The following is an 18489-nucleotide window of genomic DNA, read 5'->3' as shown; positions in this document are numbered from 1 at the left end:
CTCAGCGCAGCACGGCCCCCAGCAGGTCGGACCCCAGTGCCGTCAGCGCGGGCAGGTCGAGCGTGTAGCGGACGTAGCGACCGTGCCGCCGGGCCGTGAGCAGGCCCGCGCGGCGCAGGACGGCGAGGTGACGGGAGACCTCCGGGGGTGTGAGGTCCCATGCGTACGCCAGCTCGCGGTTGGTCTGCGGGCTGCGGGCCAGGGTGCGCAGCAGCCGTAGCCGTACCGGATGGGCGAGGGCCTCCAGTCGCAGGGTGACCGTCTCCAGCGACACCTGCTCCGGCTCCGGCTCCGCCGAACTCGGCTCGGCCACCGGGTACTGCACCACCGGCCGCCAGCCGGGCGCGTGGACCGCCACCAGGTGCGGGCGGCCGAAGACGCTGGGGATGAAGGTGACCCCGATGCCGTGGGCGGAGGTCGCCTTGTCCTGGAGCTTGTCCACGATGACGCAGTCGCCGTCCGGTGCCAGGGTGACCGCGTCGGAGACCGACGCGATCGCCGCTCCGATGCCCTGGCGCTTGAGCAGGTCGTTCTTGACGCGCAGGTCGGTGGCGAGGCGCACGGCGGCGCCCGCCCAGGCGGCGTCGAAGAACGCCTCGCCGCACTGTTCGAGGGTGTCGCGCACCCGTGCCCGTACGGCGGCCGGGTCGGCGAGCAGCCGTTCCGCGAAGGCCTCCTGGAGCGCGCCGCGAGACTGGGCCAGGTCCAGGGCCCGTTCGCGCGCGGTCGCGTCGGTGAGCGGCGACCGGGTGCCGAAGTGGACGCGGTTGCTGCCGCACGTGGTGACGAGCGCGGCGGTCACATACCTCTCGTCGTCGATCCGGTCGACGTCGTCCAGTTCCTCGGCGAGGGTCGGCCGGGGCCGGGCGGGGATCAGGAAGTCGGCCTGTGAGGAACGCCAGAGGAACTCCGCCTCCCGCAGCCGCTCGGCCAGCTCGGGCCGCAGAGCGGTCCAGACGTCCCCGGCCCAGTCGGCGAGCTGCGGATGGTGCCCGGGTTCGGCCAGCACGTGCAGCATCGCGGTCAGCTCGGCCAGCGGGGAGGCGGCGAACCGCAGTCGCTCGGCCGGCAGTCCGCCGATGTCGATCCTCAACGTCATCCCTCATCATCACCGACCGGCCGGCCGCCGACGGCGTCGGTTGACGGTGTCCGTCAACCGACGTGCCCGGCCCGGCGGTCGAACTCACCGTTGCCGCCATGGCAATCACCAGCACCGCGAAGATCCGGCCCCGCGCCCTCGTCCGGGCCTCCGGGGGACCCCGCTATGCCGTCGCCCTGGCCGTGGACGCGCTCGGCACCGGCCTGCTGCGGCCCTTTCTGCTGCTCTACGGGGTGACGGTGCTGAGGCTGTCCGCGCCGACCACCGGTATCGCCATGACGGTCGGCGTCGTCGTGGGCCTGGTGTGCATGCCCGGGGTGGGCCGATGGCTGGACCGGGGCGCACGCAGCACCGTCGTGGCAGCGTCGATGCTGGTGCGGGTGCTGGGTGTGGCGCTGCTGCTTGCCACCCCGGCGGGGCACGCCTGGCCGTTCGCGACAGCGGCGCTCTTCCTCGGCATCGGCAACCAGGCCTGGCCGGCCGCCCACGCCGCTCTCGTGGCCACGGTCGCCCACGGCCGGGAACGCGACACCGCTCTCGCGGCGGGCCGCGCCCTGCGCAACGCCGGCCTGGGCACGGGCGCGCTCCTCGCCACCGCGTGCCTGGCGGGCGGCACCACCGCGCTGCGGGCGCTGGCAGCCGTCACCGGGCTCGCCTATCTCGCGGCGGCGGCCTTGGCCTGGTCGGTCCACCTGCGCGCGCATCCGGCCGTCGGCCCGGATACCGACCCGGCCGAGGACAGAGCCGCCGGTGCAGCTCCCGCTCCCGCCCCTCGGATGCGCGCGCTGCTGGCCGCCAACGTGGTCTACGTGTTCTGCCTCAACGTGCCGGAGATCGCGCTCCCCCTGATCCTGGTGACCCAGTTGCACGCGTCCCCGGTGTGGTCGGCGGCCATCTTCGTGGCCAACACGGTGCTGGTGGTCACCCTTCAGGTTCCGGTCACGGTCCTGATGTCCCGCTTCTCGCGGCGGAGCGTGCTGGCTCTCGCCGGCGTGGTCCTGACCGCGTCCTACCTGGGCTTCCTCGTGGCCACCTCGCTGGGACACGGGTGGGGTGCCCCGGCCGTCGCCGCGGTGTCCGTGATCTGCACCATCGGCGAGATCATCTATGCCGGCAGCGCCACCGCGCTCGTCACCGTCCTCGCCCCGGCCCACGCCCTGGGACGCACCCTCGCCCGCTTCGAGCTCTCCACGGGCTTCGGCCTCGCCGTCTCCCCGGCGGCCATCACCGCTCTCGCACCCCACGGCCCGGCCGCGCTCTGGGGCGGCCTCGCCGGTGCGACGCTCCTGTCCGCCGTCGCCGTCGCCTCCGAGAAGGATCAGGGAACACAGCCCAAGGACTCCGGAACCGGGCCGAGCGGGTCCTCCGCCAGCACCGCCGGAGCGCTCAGCGACGCCTCGTACGCCGTCCGTTCGAAGACGAACGGCCCGATCGGCAGCTCGCCCCACTCCTCGCGCTCCGGGTAGTGCAAGCCGGACCAGGTGACCGTCGTGGGCGTCACGGCGACGCGGGCCATGAGGGGCCAGCACTGCCAGATGCCACAGGGGCAGCCGAGGAGCGGGGTCCGGCCGGCCGTCCTCAGAAACGGGTTCTCGGTGAAGTCGAGAACGCCCAGCCCGCCGTGCTGACGCCAGATCAGCTCGGCCGACTCCCGCTCCTGGTCCTCGAACTGCCCCGCCAGCTCCGGCCGCCACAGCTCCCGCGTCGCCCAGGCGGTCAGCGCCCGCAGATCGACACCGTCGACGCGGGCACCCCAGACCAGGGCGGCGGGGTGATCGTCCCAGGGACAGTGGAAGAACTCGATGCCGTTCACCATCCGCATACTCCCCGGCCGAGCGGCACCCCGCGAATCCTTTACCGCTGCACAGCAGGTGCCACGGAAATCGGGCGAATCGCTTCCACGGCACCGGTCGCGACGGCACACTGTCAGCACCTTTTGCGGGACGGAACGGGGGGCGGGACCGTGGGCCGTTCGATGTGGCGGACGGGGGCGCTGACCCTGTTGGTGTGCGTACTGCTGGCCGCGGCCTGCCTTGTGGCCTATCGGCTTCTTCCCCACGGTGAGACGCACTCCGATCCGATCGACCTGCGTGCCGTGGACTGGCGAAGCATCGAGATCCCGGGAACGTTGTGCAGATCCCCGAAGGCGATCCGCCTGCATGACGGAACAGCCGTCAACGTGCCGTCGGATTTCGACGGGCCGGAGCCGAACATGCCGCAGGACGTGTCGGCGCACACGGACGACATCTTCTACGGGGACATCACGGGCGACGACCGTGACGAGGCCGCGCTGCCCGTGCTGTGCGGAAATCACGACTCCACCGCGGCAGGACAGAGAGCGATGGGAATTCTCGTCTTCGACGGTGGAGCTCGACAACTCTCCCTCCTCGGCACTTTGACGAGCCGTAAGCCACGGCTCGGTGAGCCGCCGAATCTCCTGAGGGTCGAACGGATGAATCCCGGCGGGATCACGGTCAAGGACAGCTTCTATCTTGCGGAGGACCCCAACTGCTGCCCTTCCGGGCAGGCCACGGAGACCTGGGTCCACCGGAAGGGCCGTCTCGTCGCGCGCTGAATCGGTGCCGCGCATCAGAACAGGTTGAATTCCCTCAGCACGTGCAGAGTGCCCGCGCTGACGGCCACAAAGGCACCGCAGGAACTCAGCGTCGCCGTCAGGATGTTCGCGCCCAGGTACGGCAGGACGATGAAGGCGACCAGGGCGGCGACGAGGGCGCTCAGTGCCGCGATGGCGAGGGCCATGACCCGGACAGCGGGGCTCGGCGTAGGCATGATGTCCGTCCTCAGTAGTCGTTGTGCGGAGTGCTCCACACCGTGCGGCAGGACGCCCGGACACCTCCAGAACAAGATCATGTCAATTGCGGACAGCGGTGTTTACGCAGGCAGACGGGCCGAAGTGGCCGGCATTGCACCGGATATGCGCGAGCGCCTCCCCTGGACCGGCGGTTCCGGGATACTGCTGCACCACGAACAGGGGGCGCGACATGACCGAGCGGACGCCGACATGGCAGGAACTCCTGGACACCGCCGTCGAGAAACCGACGCCGCCGGCGTTCCGCGCGGCACTGAACGGTCTGCGCGCCGACGGGTTCTCGTACGACCGTCTGGTCGACATCGCCGACGAAATCATCAAGGACGGGATCGTCGCGGACAAGAAGTTCCCCGGCTTCGAGGGCATCGAGAACGGCCCGTCCAAGGGCACGTGGCTCAACGCCCTTACGACGAAGGGCCGGAAGGCGGCCGCGCTGCCCGACTGGAAGTACGTGGAGCTCCTGGTCGTGGCGTACTGCAAGCACCACGTCCTGGGCGAGGAGACGCGAGACGACTTGGTCATCCGCTGGGCGGACGGCTACACCGTCTGCGGCGGTCTACCGCGGCCGAAGTACCGGCGCACGACCACGCCCCCGTCCGTGGAGACTCCGGCGGCGCGCCGAAAGCGTGTGCCGTACGCCCTGGGCGCGGCGGCCACGGTTGTGGTGCTGGCGGTGAGCTCGACGTACTTCCTCTGGGATCCGAACCCGGACCCGGAACCGCCCCTGTCCGTGGACGACGTGTCCTTCCTCGGACTGAGCACGGGAGACTACGTCTTTCCGTCCACCATCAAGTTGTCGTCCCCTCAGGTGGAGAAACTGAAGAACGAGGACTACGGGAAAGGCATGACGTTCGACGACTGGTTCACGCAGAACAAAGGAGTACCGGCGCATTTCAGGACGGTCTCGCTCACCGTCAGCGGACGCAGCAAGAAAGAGATCCGCATCACCAACATGGACATCCAGAAACAGGACTGCGCACCGCCGCTCTCGGGCACGCTTTTCCTCAACGGAGGCACCAACGGCGGCGAGACCGAGACGAGGACCCTGTTCTTCAACCTCGACGAGCGTGTTCCTGAGCCCACGCTGGACAACGAACCCTATTTCGCCCGCCACAGCATCACCCTGAAGCACGGGGAGAGCGAGACGATCGTCGCGTTCATCTCTGCCAACGAGCGTTCCTGCGGGTTCACTTTCCGCTTCACCGTGGTCGTTCCGGGACAGAAGCCGGTGAAGCAGGAGGTGAGTGAAAATGGAAAGCCCTTCCAGCTGACCGCGCTCGCCGCGGACTACGAGGGACCGCACCCCTACGCCGGCTATCGGGCCATGTACGTGGGAGGCGTGGCGGCCCCGGTCGGCGCCGGCATCGTCCCGGCCGACCCCTCCACCTACGACGGCGACCCCCAGTCTCTCGCCACTCCTTGACCGGTCCCCTCTCGCGAACCTCCAGGGGACTCGTGCCGCACAGGTGCTCGTCCGGGCGGTTCGGTGGAACGTCCCGCGGGCATGATTGCCGTCCGTTTCGGGGGCAACTGTCAAGAGGGGGTCGTCAGATGGCGTTCGGAAGCAGCATCGTCATGGACCAGCCGGGCCCTCGGCGGCTTGCCGCTCTGGCTGACCTTCGATGTCGCCGTACAGCCGGACGGCCCGGACAGCGACCTGGACACGGACGTTGCTTCCTGGCTCGCGTACACCGGCATAGCCTGCGTCCTTCTCCCCATCTTCGGCCTGGGTTACCTCATCCACGCCCGCAGGTACGACGGCGTCGGCAGTCTCCGCCGCGTCGGTGAGGACGGCACCAGGTTCGTCCGCGCCTCAGGGCACAAGCTGCTGCCGAGCAAGTAGGAACACGCACCCTGCCTAGTGCTGGTACAGCCCCTCCACCTGGTCCGCGAAGTCCGCCAGGACTGCCTCGCGGCGGAGTTTCATCGAGGGGGTGAGGTGGCCGGCGAGCTCCGAGAAGTCGGTCGGGAGGATGGCGAAGCGGCGGATCGACTCGGGGCGGGAGACCAGCTTGTTGGCCTCGTCGATCGCTCGCTGGAGTACGGCGTGCAGGTCCGGGTCGTCCACCAGCAGCTCCACCGGGACCGGGTGCTTGCCGTTCATCTGGCGCCAGTGGGTGAGGCCGTCCGGGTCGAGGGTGAGGAGGACGGAGACGTAGGGGCGGCCGTCGCCGAGGACCATGGCCTGGGAGATCAGGGGGTGGGAGCGCAGCCAGTTCTCCAGGGGCGCGGGGGCCACGCTCTTGCCGCCCGCCGTGATGATCATTTCCTTCTTGCGGCCGGTGATCGTCAGATAGCCCTCGTCGTCCAGTTCGCCGATGTCGCCGGTGGGCAGCCAGCCGTCGGGGGCGGCGGGGACCACTCCCCCGGCCGCCGGGTCCCAGTAGCCCCGCAGGACGTGTTCGCCGGCGATCAGGATCTCGCCGTCCGCCGCTATGCGGATCTTCGTCCCCGGCAGGGGCCAACCGACCGTGCCCAGGCGGGGTTTGAGCGGCGGAGTGACCGTGGACGCGCCGGTCGTCTCCGTCAGGCCGTAGCCCTCGTAGATCTCGATGCCCGCGCCGAGGTAGAAGGCGGAGAGGCGCTGCCCCAGGGGTGAGCCGCCGCAGATGGCGTGGCGGACGCGGCCGCCCATGGCGTTGCGGATGCGGCGGTAGACGAGCGGGTCGTAGATGGTGCGGGCGGCGCGGAGGGTGGCCGCGGGGCCGGATCCGGTGCCGGTCTTCTGTGCCTCGACCGCCTCGCCGTAGCGGCGGGCCACGTTGACCGCCCGGTCGAAGGAGGACAGCTTGCCGCCGGCCTCGGCCTTCGCGCGGGCGGTGTTGAAGATCTTCTCCAGCATGTACGGGATGGCCAGCAGACAGGTGGGTCTGAAGGCCGCCAGGTCCGGGAGGAGTTCGTCGGCCTTCAGACTCGGGGCGTGGCCGAGGCGGACCCGGGCGCGGACGCAGGCGATGGCGACCATGCGGCCGAAGACGTGGGACATGGGGAGGAAGAGGAGGACGGAGAGGTCCTCGCCGCTCGACTTGAAGACCGGGTAGAGGAGCTCGATCGCGTTGTCGACCTCGGCGAAGAAGTTGCCGTGGGTGAGCGCGCAGCCTTTGGGGCGGCCCGTGGTGCCGGAGGTGTAGATGAGGGTGGCGAGGGTGTCGGGGACCAGCATGCCCCGGCGGATCTCGACCTCGGCGTCCGGTACGTGCTCGCCCGCCTCGATCAGCCGGTCCACATGCCCCTTCTCCATCACCCACAGGTGGTGCAGGTCGGGCAGCCGGTCGAGTTCGGGGCCGAGGGCGGCGGCCTGTGCGGTGCTCTCGGTGACCAGGGCGACCGCGCCGGAGTCGTGGAGGATCCAGCGGGTCTGGAAGACGGAGGAGGTCGGGTAGATGGGGACGGTGACCAGGCCGGCCGCCCAGGCCGCGAAGTCGAGCAGCGTCCACTCGTAGGTCGTGCGGGCCATGATGGCGAGCCGGTCGCCGGGCACGAGACCCTCCGCGATCAGCCCTTTGGCCACCGCGTGGACCTGGGCGGCGAAGCGTTCGGCCGTGATGTCCGTCCACTCGCCGTCCTGGCCCTTGCGGCTGAGGACCACCGCCTCGGGGGCGGCGGCCGCGTTGTCGTAGGGCAGATCGGCCAGCGAACCGTACGTCACCGGGCGCGCGAACGCCGGTACGGACGCCTCCCGTACGGCGCCGTCCAGTCGTCGCGTCTCGGGTTCCACCAGGGTGGGGGGAGCGTCGTGGTCGGCGTAGGCCGAGCCGACAGCTGGATACGGCGTGGACACGGGCGGCTCCCTGGGCGTGCAGCGACGAAACTGCTTGCTGCATGACGTACGTGCCTCGCGTACCGAGGCGTTCAACCGGGATGCCCCCTAAGAAAGGGGTTACCGCCAGTTAGGTAGGGGATCGTACGGCGCTGACGTGTGGGGCTTGTGCGTGTTCCGGGATGTTCCGGGGCTGGGGATGTGCAATCTCGGGGGTTATATGAGGAATCTTCACGTTCGTTCCAGAATCGCGGTGACCCCCTGTCCGCCCGCCGCACAGATCGAGATCAACCCCCTTGCGGGACCCTCCCGTTCGGCGAGCAGCTTGGCCAGGGTCGCCACGATGCGGGCGCCGGTCGCCGCGAACGGGTGGCCGGTGGCGAGGGAGGAGCCGGCGACGTTCAGCCGGTCGCGGTCGACCGGCGCCAGCCCCTGCTTCTCCCAGGCCGCGAGCGTCGCCAACACCTGGGAGGCGAAGGCCTCGTGGATCTCGAACAGGTCGAAGTCCTCGATGCCCAGACCGGTCCGCGCCAGCATGCGCGGGACAGCGTACGCGGGCGCCATCAGCAACCCGTCCTCGCCGTTCGCGACATCGCCGCGTACGAAGTCCACGGCCGCCGTCTCGTACGCCGTCAGATAGGCGAGCGGCTCCAGACCCCGCGCCTCGGCCCACTCCTCGGAGGCGAGGAGCACGACCGCCGCGCCGTCCGTCAGCGGCGTCGAATTGCCCGCCGTCATGGTCGGGTCGGGCCCGTCGGTGCCGAACACCGGCTTCAGCGCGGCCAGTTTCTCGACCGTGGAGTCCGGGCGCAGGTTCTGATCGCGGGCCAGGTCGTGGAAGGGGACCACCAGGTCGCCGAAGAAACCGCGTTCATAGGCGGCCGCGAGCCGCTGGTGGCTGGTGGCCGCCAGTTCGTCCTGGGCCTCGCGTTCCACGCCCCAGGCGCGGGCGGTGACCGCCGCGTGCTCGCCCATGGACAGACCGGTGCGCGGTTCGGCGTTGCGCGGGATCTCGGGAATCAGGTGGGAGGGGCGGATCTGCGCGAGGGCCTTGAGGCGGTCACCCGTCGACTTCGCCCGGCGGGCCTCGAGGAGGATCCGGCGCAGACGGTCGTTGACGCCGAGCGGGGCGTCGCTCGCGGTGTCGGCGCCGCCCGCGATCGCGGACTCGGTCTGACCGAGGGCGATCTTGTTGGCGGCGGCGATCACGGCCTGGAGGCCGGTGCCGCAGGCCTGCTGGATGTCGTAGGCGGGGGTGCGGGCGTCGAGCTTCGAGCCGAGGACGGTCTCACGGGCGAGATTGAAGTCGCGGCTGTGCTTGAGCACGGCCCCGGCGACCAACTCGCCCACGACGCCCGGCACATCGAGCGCGTAGCGGTTCACCAGACCGTTCACGGCCGCCGTCAGCATCTCCTGGTTGGAGGCGGTGGCGTAGGGGCCGTCGGAGCGGGCGAAGGGGATGCGGGTGCCGCCGACGATCGCCACGCGGCGGATCCGCGGCAGTTCCGGCCTTGGTTGTGGCGCGCCGCTCTCCGCGACCTTCAGGTGGCTCACTCGCCGGCTCGCCCGTGACGGTTCCGAGGTACTCATCTCGACCTGCTCCTCACCCGTGACCTAGACTTACCCACGGTAACCTTACTTCAGAGTAAGCACCCGGTACGAGGTGTGCGCCGAGCCCGTGGGAGATCATCATGGCCGACCGCTATCTGAGCTTCACCGCCACGGCCCCCGGCCGGTTCCTCACGTCGAGGCTCGGGCTCCCGCAACCGGCCGCGCTCAGCCGCTGGACGGCCGAACGTCCCTCTCTGGACGGCCACTTGCTGCACCTCACGGCCGGCGGGCCGTCCGGGCTCGACCTCGCGCCGGTCCTGGCCCGCACCGGGCTGCCCACGACCACCGAACCGGCCACCGGATCCACGGGCTCCACCAGCGGATCCACCGCCCCCGCCGCCGTCGTCCTGGACGCGACCGGCGTCCGGGACGTCGACGCGCTCGCCGAGGTGCACGCGGCCCTGCACCCGGTCGTACGGTCGGTCGCGGCGAGCGGGCGGGTCGTCGTGCTGGGCGCGCCCCTCGACCCCCGGGACCACCACCAGGCGGCCGTACAGCAGGCCCTGGAGGGCTTCGTACGGTCCCTGGGCAAGGAGATCGGGCGGGGCAGGACGGTGAACCTCGTCCGGCTGACCGACGCGTCCGCCGCCGAATCCACCCTGCGCTTCCTGCTCTCCCCCAAGTCGGCGTACGTCAGCGGCCAGGTGATCGGGGTGGGGGCCGAGGGGCCCGACGGCACCCTGGACTGGGATCTCCCCCTCGCCGGCCGTACCGCGCTCGTCACCGGCGCCGCCCGCGGCATCGGCGAGGCCGTCGCGGAGACACTGGCCCGGGACGGCGCCCATGTCGTCGTCCTGGACGTGCCGCAGGCCGAGGAGGACGCCCGCCGGGTCGCCGCGCGGCTGGGCGGCAGCGCCCTCACGCTCGACATCACGGCCGCCGACGCGGGCGGGCGGATCGCCGCCGAGCTGCCCGACGGGCTGGACGTGCTGATCCACAACGCGGGGATCACACGGGACCGGCGGCTGGTCAACATGCCTGCCGAGCGCTGGAGTTCGGTGCTCGACGTCAATCTGGCGAGCGTGCTGCGCACCACGGACGCGCTGCTCGCCAAGGGCGCCCTGCGGACGGGCGGGCGGATCGTGGCCACCGCCTCCATCGCCGGGCTCGCGGGCAACGCGGGCCAGACGAACTACGGCGCGAGCAAGGCGGGCGTCGCCGGTCTGGTCCGGTCCCTCGCGCCACGCGCGCTCGCCGAGCACGGGGTCACGGTGAACGCGGTGGCGCCGGGCTTCATCGAGACGAAGATGACGGCCGCGGTGCCGTTGTTCATCCGCGAGGCGGGCCGCCGGATGAACTCCCTCGCGCAGGGGGGCCTGCCCGTCGACGTGGCCGAGACGACCGCCTGGCTCGCCCACCCGGCGTCCGGCGCGGTCAACGGGCAGGTCGTGCGCGTGTGCGGCCAGAGTCTGCTGGGGGCGTAGTGACCGGCGTGGTGACCTTCCTGGCCGGGCCTCCGTCGCTCGGTCCGCTGCTCGCCCTCGGCGCGCTGCGCTCGCCGTTCAAGCGGCCCCGGCCGGGCGTCGCGTACTCCGGCACCGGCGACCGGCTCGTCCTGCCCGAGCTGCGGGTGGACCTGGCCCGGCTGGCCGCCTACGAGCGGGTGTGCGGCTTCCCGACCGGCGAGGACTCCCTGCCGCTCACCTATCCCCACGTCCTGGGCTTCCCGCTGGCCATGCGGGTCATGAGCGGCCGTGACTTCCCGCTGCCGCTGCTCGGCCTCGTCCACACGTCTATCGAGATCACCCGCCACACCACCCTCGCGGCCACCGGCAGCTACGAACTCACCGTGCACGTCGAGCGGTTGGCCCCGCACCGGCGCGGGACCGAGGCGGTCGTCGTCACGGAGCTGCGGGGCGGCGGCGCGCTCGTGTGGGAGTCGACGAGCACGTATCTGGCCCGACACCGCACCGAGACCACCCCCGCTCCGCACGAACCGGAGCCCGGCCCGCTTCCCGTGCTCGAACCGGGGCCCGGCCCGCTCCCCGTGCTCGACGAGTGGCGGCTCGCCGCCGATGTCGGACGGCGCTACGGTGCCGCGTCGGGCGACCGCAACCCCATCCACCTCCACCCGCTCACCGCCCGCCTCTTCGGCTTCCCCCGGGCCATCGCGCACGGCATGTGGACCGTGGCCCGCTGCCTCGCGGCGCACGGCACCCCCCAGGCCGTTCGGGTGCGCGCGGAGTTCCGGGCGCCGGTCCTGCTGCCGGGAACGGTGGCCTTCGCGGCGGACGGCGAGCGGTTCGAGCTGCGCGGGACGGGAGAGACGGAACGGGTGCAAGTGAGCGGGCGGGTCGACACGCTCACTTCGTGACCGGCCCGGCACCCGCACGGGGCGCGCCTCAGGCCTCCGGCGGAGTCCAGGGGCGGCTCTCCATGAGGTTGCCCAGGCCTGCCCAGGCGAAGTTCATCAGGGTGGCCGCCGCCTGCCGGGCCGTGGTGCCGTCGGCGGTGTTGGCCCAGGCGGCGAGGGACTCGGCGGCGCCGACCAGCGCCTCGGCGAGTCCGGCGACCTCTCGTTCGGGCAGGTCGGGGTCCCGGTGGGCTTCCCGGGCCGCGACCACGATCAGCTGCGTGACGAACGCGACGATCTCCTCGCGCATCGCCGTGACCTCGGCGGCGAAGGGCTCGCCGTGCGTGCGGGCCTGGAGATGCAGGACGGACCAGGCGTGCGGATGCTCGGCGGTGTGCGCGAAGAACGCCCGCAGACCGTCCCAGAGTTGGCGGTCGGCGGGCAGGTCGGTACGGACGCCGGTGCGCACCGCCTCGACGAGCGCCGTGGCCTCGCGCCGGATGCATGCGGTGAAGAGGTCTTCCTTGGAGTTCAGATACAGGTACACCAACGGCTTGGACACGCCCGCGAGTTCGGCGATCTCGTCCATCGACGCGGCCATGTACCCCCGGCGGCCGAAGGTCTCCACGGCGGCGTCCAGCATCTGCTGCTCACGGACCGCACGCGGCATCCGCTTGGTCTTCACGGTCCCCATGAGCACAGCGTAGTTGGGCCCGCTCGGGTCCCGGCCCGGCCCGCCCCGCCGCGTGACGCGGCTACGAGGTCTGCGTCTGGCCCTGGGTGCGCGTCGCCTCGTCGATCGTGGCGTCCTCCTGGGACTTGTTGGCCTCCAGGTTGGCCTTCATCCGGTCCACCCGCTCCACGACGTGCACCGAGGCGCGGTCGCGCTCCTTGCGCAGCACCACGAAGCTGATCGGCGCGGAGATCACCAGCGAGAGCAGCAGGACCCACATGATGTTGGAGTCGCCGAGACCGCGGGGGACGACGCCCGAGTAGACGAGACCCCAGACGACCACGAGGCAGCCGGCGAAGACACCGAGGCGCATCAGTGTGTAGCGGAGCATGTCAATCCACTCTTCCGAATCCAAAAGGGGCCGTCATCCAGTGAAGCACGCCGGGGTCCCGATCTTGCATCGGGGTGCGAGCGCTCGGAGCGGCGGTCACGCCAGTGGCAGCAGCATGATGATGTCGTCCCGGTCGTCGTCCGGCGCGACCCTGATGGCCCCGGGTATCCGGCCGACCTCCTTGTAGCCGCAGGAGCCGTAGAAGTGCTCCAGGCCGAGTCCGCCGCGGCAGGTGAGCCGGATCGCGTCGATGCCGTCGAAGGCGCGGGCCTCCTCGGCGGCGGCCGCCAGCAGGTCGCGGCCGTAGCCCTTGCCCTGGTGCCGGGGGTGCACCATCACCGTGTAGAGCATCACCCAGTGGGTCTGGAGCCGGTGGGTGTTGAAGCTGAAGAACGCCGTCGCGGCCACCTCGCCGGCCGCGTCGTGTCCGACGAGCAGCCGGGTGCGGCCCTCGGCCATCTGGACGAGGTGGCGGACCAGTTCCGGCCGGACCGTCTCGCGCTCCACCGGTGCCACGAAGCCGACGGCTCCGCCCGCGTTGGAGACGTCCGTCCACAGGTCGAGGATGCCGTCACGCAGGGCGGGGGTGACGGCGGGGTCGAGAGTGAAGGTAAGGGACACACCAGGATCGTAATCCTTACGGCGTGCTGCGTGCCGCCGCTTTCGGATCCTGGACAGGCCCCCGGCGGACGCCCTCGCGCCCGCCGGAACGCCCACCCGCGCTCACCCCCGTAAGCGCACCTGAACTCACACCCGCATCGGCTGCGGCGACTCGCGGAGCGCCGGGTCGGGGCCGTCGTACTCGCGGATGATCTCGTACCGCGTGTTGCGCTCCATCGGGCGGAAGCCGGCGTCCCGGATGAGGTCCAGCAGGTCGTCGCGGGTCAGCTTGTTCGGGGTGCCGTAGTTGTCGGCGTCGTGCGTGATCTTGTACTCGACGACCGAGCCGTCCATGTCGTCGGCGCCGTGCTGGAGCGCGAGCTGCGCGGTCTGGACGCCGTGCATGACCCAGAAGACCTTGACGTGCGGGACGTTGTCGAAGAGCAGCCGGGAGACCGCGAAGGTCTTGAGGGCCTCCGCGCCGGTCGCCATCTGGGTGCGGGCCTGGAGCCGGTTGCGGACCTTGCCGTCCTGCATGTCCACGAAGTCGTGCTGGTAGCGCAGCGGGATGAAGACCTGGAAGCCGTCCGTCTCGTCCTGGAGCTCACGCAGGCGCAGGACGTGGTCGACGCGGTGGCGGGGCTCCTCGATGTGGCCGTACAGCATGGTGCACGGGGTCTTGAGCCCCTTCTCGTGCGCCAGCCGGTGGATGCGCGACCAGTCCTCCCAGTGGGTGCGGTGGTCGACGATGTGCTGCCGGACCTCCCAGTCGAAGATCTCGGCGCCGCCGCCGGTCAGCGACTCCAGACCGGCGTCGATCAGCTCGTCGAGGATCTCGGAGGCGGACAGCCCGCTGATCGTCTCGAAGTGGTGGATCTCCGTGGCCGTGAACGCCTTCAGGGAGACGTTCGGGAGCGCGGCCTTCAGCTCGCGCAGCGAGCGCGGGTAGTAGCGCCACGGCAGGTTCGGGTGCAGGCCGTTGACGATGTGCAGCTCGGTGAGGTTCTCGCCCTCCATCGCCTTGGCGAGCTTCACCGCCTCCTCGATGCGCATCGTGTACGCGTCCTTCTCGCCCGGCTTGCGCTGGAAGGAGCAGTAGGCGCAGGAGGCCGTGCACACGTTCGTCATGTTGAGGTGACGGTTGACGTTGAAGTGCACGACGTCGCCGTTCTTGCGGGTCCGCACCTCGTGCGCCAGTCCGCCCAGCCACGCCAGGTCGTCCGACTCGTACAGCGCGATGCCGTCCTCTCGGGTCAGCCGCTCACCGGCCCTGACCTTCTGCTCCAGCTCGCGCTTGAGTCCGACATCCATGCCCACACCTCTCTACGACTTTCTGCGACTTCCGCGACTTCCTGCGATGACGCCACCGACGACCAACCGTACGGCTAGACCTCCTCCGGAAGCTCCCCGACCCGGTTCTCCCACTTGGTGGAGAGCACGATGGTGGTACGGGTCCGGGACACGCCCTTGGTCCCGCTGAGCCGCCGGATGATCCGCTCAAGACCGTCCACGTCGTTCGCCCGCACCTTGAGCATGAACGAGTCGTCGCCGGCGATGAACCAGCAGTCCTCGATCTCGCTGAGGTCCTTCATCCGGTTCGCCACGTCCTCGTGGTCGGCGGCGTCGGAGAGGGAGATGCCGATGAGGGCGGTGACGCCGAGACCGAGCTGGGCGGCGTTCACCGTGGCGCGGTAGCCGGTGATGACACCGGCCGCCTCCAGCCGGTTGATGCGGTCGGTGACGCTGGGTCCCGACAGACCGACGAGGCGTCCCAGCTCCGCGTAGGAGGCCCGGCCGTTCTCCCTCAGGGCCTGGATGAGCTGCCTGTCCACCGCGTCCATGCGATCTAAGCCTTCCGGTGAGGAGAGATGAAGTGGTGTGGGGGGAGTGCCTGAAGTGGGTGTTCCTGAAGCGGTGGTGCGTGCCGTGCTTGCCGCCCACCGCCGTCCGACGCTCAGGCGGGAGGACGGGAGCCGCCGCCGATCTCGCCCTTCCAGCGGCGGTACAGCCCGTGCTCGACGCCCGCCGCGTCGAGGACCCGCCCGGCGACGAAATCCACCAGGTCCTGGATGTGGGTGGCGCCCGCGTAGAAGGCCGGGGAGGCCGGCACGACGCTCGCGCCCGCCTCGTCCAGGGCGACCAGATGACGCAGGGTCTGCCCGTTCAGCGGGGTCTCCCGTACGGCCACGACCAGCGGACGCCGCTCCTTGAGCGTCACGCTCGCCGCCCGCTGGAGCAGGTCCTTGGAGAGCCCGAGGGCGACCCCGGCCACACAGGCGGTGGAGGCGGGCACGATCAGCATGCCCTTCGTGGCGTACGACCCGGAGGACGGCCCGGCGGCCAGGTCCCCGGCCGCCCAGTACCGCACCCGGTCGCCGTCACCCTCGCCTCCGAGGTCCACGTCGAAGGTGCCCGGCTTCCCGTCGGCCCCTCGCGCAAGCCATTCCCGCAGGTCGTCGCGCCAGTGCGCGTCCCGGAAGGAGATCCCCGTCTCGTCGAGCAGGGTGAGCCGCGAGGCCCGGCTGACCACCAGGTCGACGCTCTCGCCCGCGGCGAGCAGCGCGCGCAGCACAGCGGCGGCATAGGGCGTACCGGACGCCCCGGACACCCCCACGATCCAAGGCACGCGCTGCGTTTCTCCTGCGTTCACACCTTGAGCGTACCGGTGGGCGGAGAGGTCTTCAGGACCGGTCGGCCCTGGAGCCCGCGTGCCCCCTTCGCTCCCTCCACGCACCCGTTCACCCGGACGGACTACACGGACCGGACAGGCCCCTAGACCGTGAGCCCCCGCACCAGCAGGTCGATCAGCGCGCACCCGAACAGGCTGATGCCGATGAACCCGTTCGTCGAGAAGAACGCCCTGTTCAGGCGGGTCAGGTCATGGGGCCGCACGATCGTGTGCTCGTAGCCGAAGGCAGCCGCGACGATCACCAGGCCGAACCAGAAGAAGGCGCCGGCGTCCGTGGCCAGGGCGTACCAGACGAACAGGGCCGTCGTGATCGCGTGACAGACCCGCGCACCCCGGATTGCCGCCGGAATGCCGAAGCGGGCCGGGACCGACATGACGCCGACCTCGCGGTCCGTCTCAACGTCCTGGCAGGCGTAGATCAGGTCGAAGCCGCCGATCCAGATGCCCACCGCCAGGCCCAGGATCACCGCGTCCCAGGACCACTCGCCGGTGATCGCCAGCCAGCCGCCGATCGGGCCCATCGCCTGCGCCAGGCCGAGGATGGCCTGCGGGAAGTTCGTGAAGCGTTTGCCGTACGGGTACACCACCATCGGGATCACCGCGATGGGGGCCAGGGCCAGGCAGAGCGGGTTCAGCAGCGCCGCCGCGCCCAGGAAGATCACCAGGGCGATCAGGGCGCCGGTCCAGGCGTGCCGCACCGACATCGCGCCCGTCACCAGCTCGCGGTGCGCCGTGCGGGGGTTACGGGCGTCGATCTCGCGGTCGATGATCCGGTTGACCGCCATGGCGAAGGTGCGCAGGCCCACCATGCAGACGGTGACCAGCAGCAGCCTGCCCCAGTGGATGTTCTCGTCGGTCTGGAACATCGCCGTCAGCGCGGCGATGTAGGCGAAGGGCAGCGCGAAGACCGAGTGCTCGATCATCACCAGCCGCAGGAAGGCCTTGGTGCGTCCTGGCTGCGGAAGCGCTGCGGAAGCGGAACTCACAGGCCGTACTCCTTCCAGCGGCGGTCGACCTTCGCCGCCGTATCCGGGTCGGACAGCACCATCTCCGGCCAGCCGCCGTCCCGCGTGTACCCCTCCTCGGGCCACTTCCGCGTCGCGTCGATGCCCGCCTTGCCGCCCCAGAACTGCTGGTAGGAGGCATGGTCGAGATGGTCGACCGGGCCTTCGACGACGGACAGGTCACGGGCGTAGTCGGTGTTGCCGAGGGCCCGCCACGCGACCTCGTGCAGATCGTGGACGTCGCAGTCCGCGTCGACGACCACGATCAGCTTGGTCAGGGACATCATGTGGGCGCCCCAGACCGCGTGCATGACCTTCTGCGCGTGCTTGGGGTACTTCTTGTCGATCGAGACGATCGCGCAGTTGTGGAAGCCGCCGGCCTCGGGCAGGTGGTAGTCCACGATGTCCGGGACGATGATCTTCAGCAGCGGGAGGAAGAAGCGTTCCGTGGCGCGGCCCAGCGGGCCGTCCTCCGTCGGCGGCCGGCCGACCACGATCGACTGGAGCAGCGGACGCTTGCGCATCGTCACGCAGTCGATCTTCAGGGCGGGGAACGGCTCCTGCGGGGTGTAGAAGCCGGTGTGGTCGCCGAAGGGGCCCTCCGGCAGCATCTCGCCCGGCTCCAGCCAGCCCTCGATCACGACCTCCGCCTGCGCCGGCACCTGGAGCGGCACCGTCTTGCAGTCGACCATCTCGATCCGCTTGCCCGCGATGAAGCCGGCGAAGAGGTACTCGTCGATGTCTCCGGGGAGCGGGGCGGTGGAGGCGTACGTCACGGCGGGCGGGCAGCCGAAGGCGATCGCGACGGGGAGCTTCTCGCCCTTGCGGGCCGCGACCTGGTAGTGGTTGCGGCTGTCCTTGTGGATCTGCCAGTGCATGCCGATCGTGCGCTTGTCGTGGCGCTGGAGGCGGTACAGGCCGAGGTTGCGGATCCCGCTCTCCGGGTCCTTGGTGTGCGTCAGGCCCAGGTTGAAGAAGGAGCCGCCGTCCTGCGGCCAGGTGAAGAGGGCCGGGAGGGCGTCGAGGTCGACGTCGTCGCCGTGCAGGACCACCTCCTGGACGGGCGCGTCCTGGGGCTTCACCTTCTTCGGCGGGACGTGCGTCATCGCGCCGAGCTTGCCGAACGCCTCGCGGACCCCGACGAAGCCGTGCGGCAGCTCGGGCCGCAGCAGGCCGCCGATCTTCTCGCTGATCTCGGCGTACGACTTGAGGCCGAGGGCCTTCAGGAGCCGCCGGTCGGTGCCGAACACGTTCATCGCGAGGGGCATGCTCGACCCCTTCACGTTCTCGAAGAGCAGCGCGGGGCCACCGGACTTCTGGACCCGGTCGACGATCTCCCCGACCTCCAGATACGGATCGACCTCAGCCTTGACGCGCTTGAGGTCGCCTTCGCGTTCCAGTGCCCTGAGCAGGGAACGAAGATCGTCGTAAGCCATGCGTCCCAGTATCGCCGAGGCCCGTCCGGCGCCGACGCGCGCCCCGCACTACGCCCCCGCACCGCGGCGCACCACGCCCACGCACCAGCCGCCCGCCCGTGAG

General features: G+C 70.6%; 18 protein-coding genes. 6 read left to right on the top strand and 12 right to left on the bottom strand.

All coding sequences use genetic code 11. From position 1 onward, the window contains the following. Nucleotide 1: 1 nt before the first annotated feature. Nucleotides 2-1099 (bottom strand): helix-turn-helix domain-containing protein, encoded by a 1098-nt coding sequence (locus G9272_RS26160; protein WP_171398813.1) that lies wholly within the window; start codon nt 1097-1099, stop codon nt 2-4. Between the two features lie 98 nt (nt 1100-1197). Here G9272_RS26160 and G9272_RS26155 point away from each other — a divergent pair, with 98 nt between their 5' ends. Together G9272_RS26155 and G9272_RS26145 are read left to right on the top strand one after the other, a co-directional pair. Then, on the top strand, nt 1198-2565 hold the full coding sequence (locus G9272_RS26155) for an MFS transporter (RefSeq protein WP_253267947.1): 1368 nt from the start codon (nt 1198-1200) through the stop codon (nt 2563-2565). Between the two features lie 539 nt (nt 2566-3104). Next, the gene (locus G9272_RS26145) at nt 3105-3674 is read left to right on the top strand and encodes an LppP/LprE family lipoprotein (RefSeq protein ID WP_253267946.1); all 570 of its coding nucleotides are present in this window, start codon (nt 3105-3107) and stop codon (nt 3672-3674) included. A 14-nt stretch (nt 3675-3688) separates the two neighbouring features. Here G9272_RS26145 and G9272_RS26140 read toward each other — a convergent pair whose 3' ends face one another. Continuing rightward, the gene (locus G9272_RS26140; protein ID WP_171398811.1) at nt 3689-3889 is read right to left on the bottom strand and encodes a hypothetical protein; all 201 of its coding nucleotides are present in this window, start codon (nt 3887-3889) and stop codon (nt 3689-3691) included. A gap of 212 nt (nt 3890-4101) precedes the next feature. Between G9272_RS26140 and G9272_RS26135 the strand changes: the two genes are divergently transcribed. Next, nucleotides 4102-5352 (top strand): hypothetical protein, encoded by a 1251-nt coding sequence (locus G9272_RS26135; protein WP_171398810.1) that lies wholly within the window; start codon nt 4102-4104, stop codon nt 5350-5352. Nucleotides 5353-5529: 177 nt separating this feature from the next. After that, nucleotides 5530-5772 (top strand): hypothetical protein, encoded by a 243-nt coding sequence (locus tag G9272_RS26130; RefSeq protein WP_171398809.1) that lies wholly within the window; start codon nt 5530-5532, stop codon nt 5770-5772. Between the two features lie 15 nt (nt 5773-5787). On the opposite strand, the gene G9272_RS26125 is transcribed toward G9272_RS26130, so the two are convergent. Further along, nucleotides 5788-7710, bottom strand: coding sequence for an AMP-dependent synthetase/ligase (locus G9272_RS26125; protein WP_171398808.1), 1923 nt, complete (start codon nt 7708-7710; stop codon nt 5788-5790). Between the two features lie 210 nt (nt 7711-7920). After that, on the bottom strand, nt 7921-9279 hold the full coding sequence (locus G9272_RS26120; protein WP_367398558.1) for an acetyl-CoA C-acetyltransferase: 1359 nt from the start codon (nt 9277-9279) through the stop codon (nt 7921-7923). A gap of 101 nt (nt 9280-9380) precedes the next feature. Here G9272_RS26120 and G9272_RS26115 point away from each other — a divergent pair, with 101 nt between their 5' ends. Further along, the gene (locus G9272_RS26115; RefSeq protein ID WP_171398807.1) at nt 9381-10724 is read left to right on the top strand and encodes a 3-oxoacyl-ACP reductase; all 1344 of its coding nucleotides are present in this window, start codon (nt 9381-9383) and stop codon (nt 10722-10724) included. Then, nucleotides 10724-11614: a MaoC/PaaZ C-terminal domain-containing protein gene (locus G9272_RS26110; protein ID WP_171398806.1), complete on the top strand. Its 891-nt coding sequence runs from the start codon at nt 10724-10726 to the stop codon at nt 11612-11614. The genes G9272_RS26115 and G9272_RS26110 overlap by 1 nt, the downstream gene beginning before the upstream one ends. Before the next feature lie 28 nt (nt 11615-11642). On the opposite strand, the gene G9272_RS26105 is transcribed toward G9272_RS26110, so the two are convergent. The 8 genes from G9272_RS26105 to G9272_RS26070 form a co-directional block, all read right to left on the bottom strand. Further along, nucleotides 11643-12287, bottom strand: coding sequence for a TetR/AcrR family transcriptional regulator (locus G9272_RS26105; protein ID WP_171398805.1), 645 nt, complete (start codon nt 12285-12287; stop codon nt 11643-11645). 61 nt (nt 12288-12348) lie between these two features. Further along, nucleotides 12349-12657, bottom strand: a complete 309-nt coding sequence (locus tag G9272_RS26100; RefSeq protein ID WP_171398804.1) for a DUF4229 domain-containing protein — start codon at nt 12655-12657, stop codon at nt 12349-12351. A 96-nt stretch (nt 12658-12753) separates the two neighbouring features. Next, a complete protein-coding gene (locus G9272_RS26095; RefSeq protein WP_171398803.1) occupies nt 12754-13278 on the bottom strand; it encodes a GNAT family N-acetyltransferase in 525 nt (174 codons plus the stop codon). A 126-nt stretch (nt 13279-13404) separates the two neighbouring features. Beyond that, nucleotides 13405-14568: an aminofutalosine synthase MqnE gene (gene mqnE, locus G9272_RS26090; protein ID WP_171398802.1), complete on the bottom strand. Its 1164-nt coding sequence runs from the start codon at nt 14566-14568 to the stop codon at nt 13405-13407. Between the two features lie 74 nt (nt 14569-14642). Next, nucleotides 14643-15098, bottom strand: a complete 456-nt coding sequence (locus G9272_RS26085) for an Lrp/AsnC family transcriptional regulator (protein ID WP_054238669.1) — start codon at nt 15096-15098, stop codon at nt 14643-14645. Between the two features lie 113 nt (nt 15099-15211). Further along, nucleotides 15212-15883, bottom strand: coding sequence for a UbiX family flavin prenyltransferase (locus G9272_RS26080; protein ID WP_171402177.1), 672 nt, complete (start codon nt 15881-15883; stop codon nt 15212-15214). A 146-nt stretch (nt 15884-16029) separates the two neighbouring features. Further along, nucleotides 16030-16932 carry a menaquinone biosynthesis prenyltransferase MqnP gene (gene mqnP / locus G9272_RS26075; protein WP_171398801.1) on the bottom strand — a complete coding sequence of 301 codons (903 nt, stop codon included), beginning with the start codon at nt 16930-16932 and terminating at the stop codon, nt 16030-16032. Then, the gene (locus tag G9272_RS26070; RefSeq protein ID WP_054238666.1) at nt 16929-18386 is read right to left on the bottom strand and encodes a menaquinone biosynthesis decarboxylase; all 1458 of its coding nucleotides are present in this window, start codon (nt 18384-18386) and stop codon (nt 16929-16931) included. The genes mqnP and G9272_RS26070 overlap by 4 nt, the downstream gene beginning before the upstream one ends. Nucleotides 18387-18489: the final 103 nt, after the last annotated feature.

It is taken from the genome of Streptomyces asoensis (assembly GCF_013085465.1).
GTDB classification, from domain to species: Bacteria; Actinomycetota; Actinomycetes; order Streptomycetales; family Streptomycetaceae; genus Streptomyces; species Streptomyces cacaoi_A.
The sequence above is the reverse complement of the archived record's forward strand: the minus strand, read 5'-3'. Positions and strand labels throughout refer to the sequence as shown.

What these genes read in the sequence shown, in the direction of transcription:
- G9272_RS26140 (WP_171398811.1), bottom strand. Translation starts at nt 3,889, where the DNA reads ATGCCTACGCCGAGCCCCGCTGTCCGGGTCATGGCCCTCGCCATCGCG.
- G9272_RS26100 (WP_171398804.1), bottom strand. Translation starts at nt 12,657, where the DNA reads ATGCTCCGCTACACACTGATGCGCCTCGGTGTCTTCGCCGGCTGCCTC.
- mqnE (WP_171398802.1), bottom strand. Translation starts at nt 14,568, where the DNA reads ATGGATGTCGGACTCAAGCGCGAGCTGGAGCAGAAGGTCAGGGCCGGT.
- G9272_RS26085 (WP_054238669.1), bottom strand. Translation starts at nt 15,098, where the DNA reads ATGGACGCGGTGGACAGGCAGCTCATCCAGGCCCTGAGGGAGAACGGC.
- G9272_RS26105 (WP_171398805.1), bottom strand. Translation starts at nt 12,287, where the DNA reads ATGGGGACCGTGAAGACCAAGCGGATGCCGCGTGCGGTCCGTGAGCAG.
- G9272_RS26115 (WP_171398807.1), top strand. Translation starts at nt 9,381, where the DNA reads ATGGCCGACCGCTATCTGAGCTTCACCGCCACGGCCCCCGGCCGGTTC.
- G9272_RS26160 (WP_171398813.1), bottom strand. Translation starts at nt 1,099, where the DNA reads ATGACGTTGAGGATCGACATCGGCGGACTGCCGGCCGAGCGACTGCGG.
- G9272_RS26135 (WP_171398810.1), top strand. Translation starts at nt 4,102, where the DNA reads ATGACCGAGCGGACGCCGACATGGCAGGAACTCCTGGACACCGCCGTC.
- G9272_RS26120 (WP_367398558.1), bottom strand. Translation starts at nt 9,279, where the DNA reads ATGAGTACCTCGGAACCGTCACGGGCGAGCCGGCGAGTGAGCCACCTG.
- G9272_RS26155 (WP_253267947.1), top strand. Translation starts at nt 1,198, where the DNA reads ATGGCAATCACCAGCACCGCGAAGATCCGGCCCCGCGCCCTCGTCCGG.
- G9272_RS26070 (WP_054238666.1), bottom strand. Translation starts at nt 18,386, where the DNA reads ATGGCTTACGACGATCTTCGTTCCCTGCTCAGGGCACTGGAACGCGAA.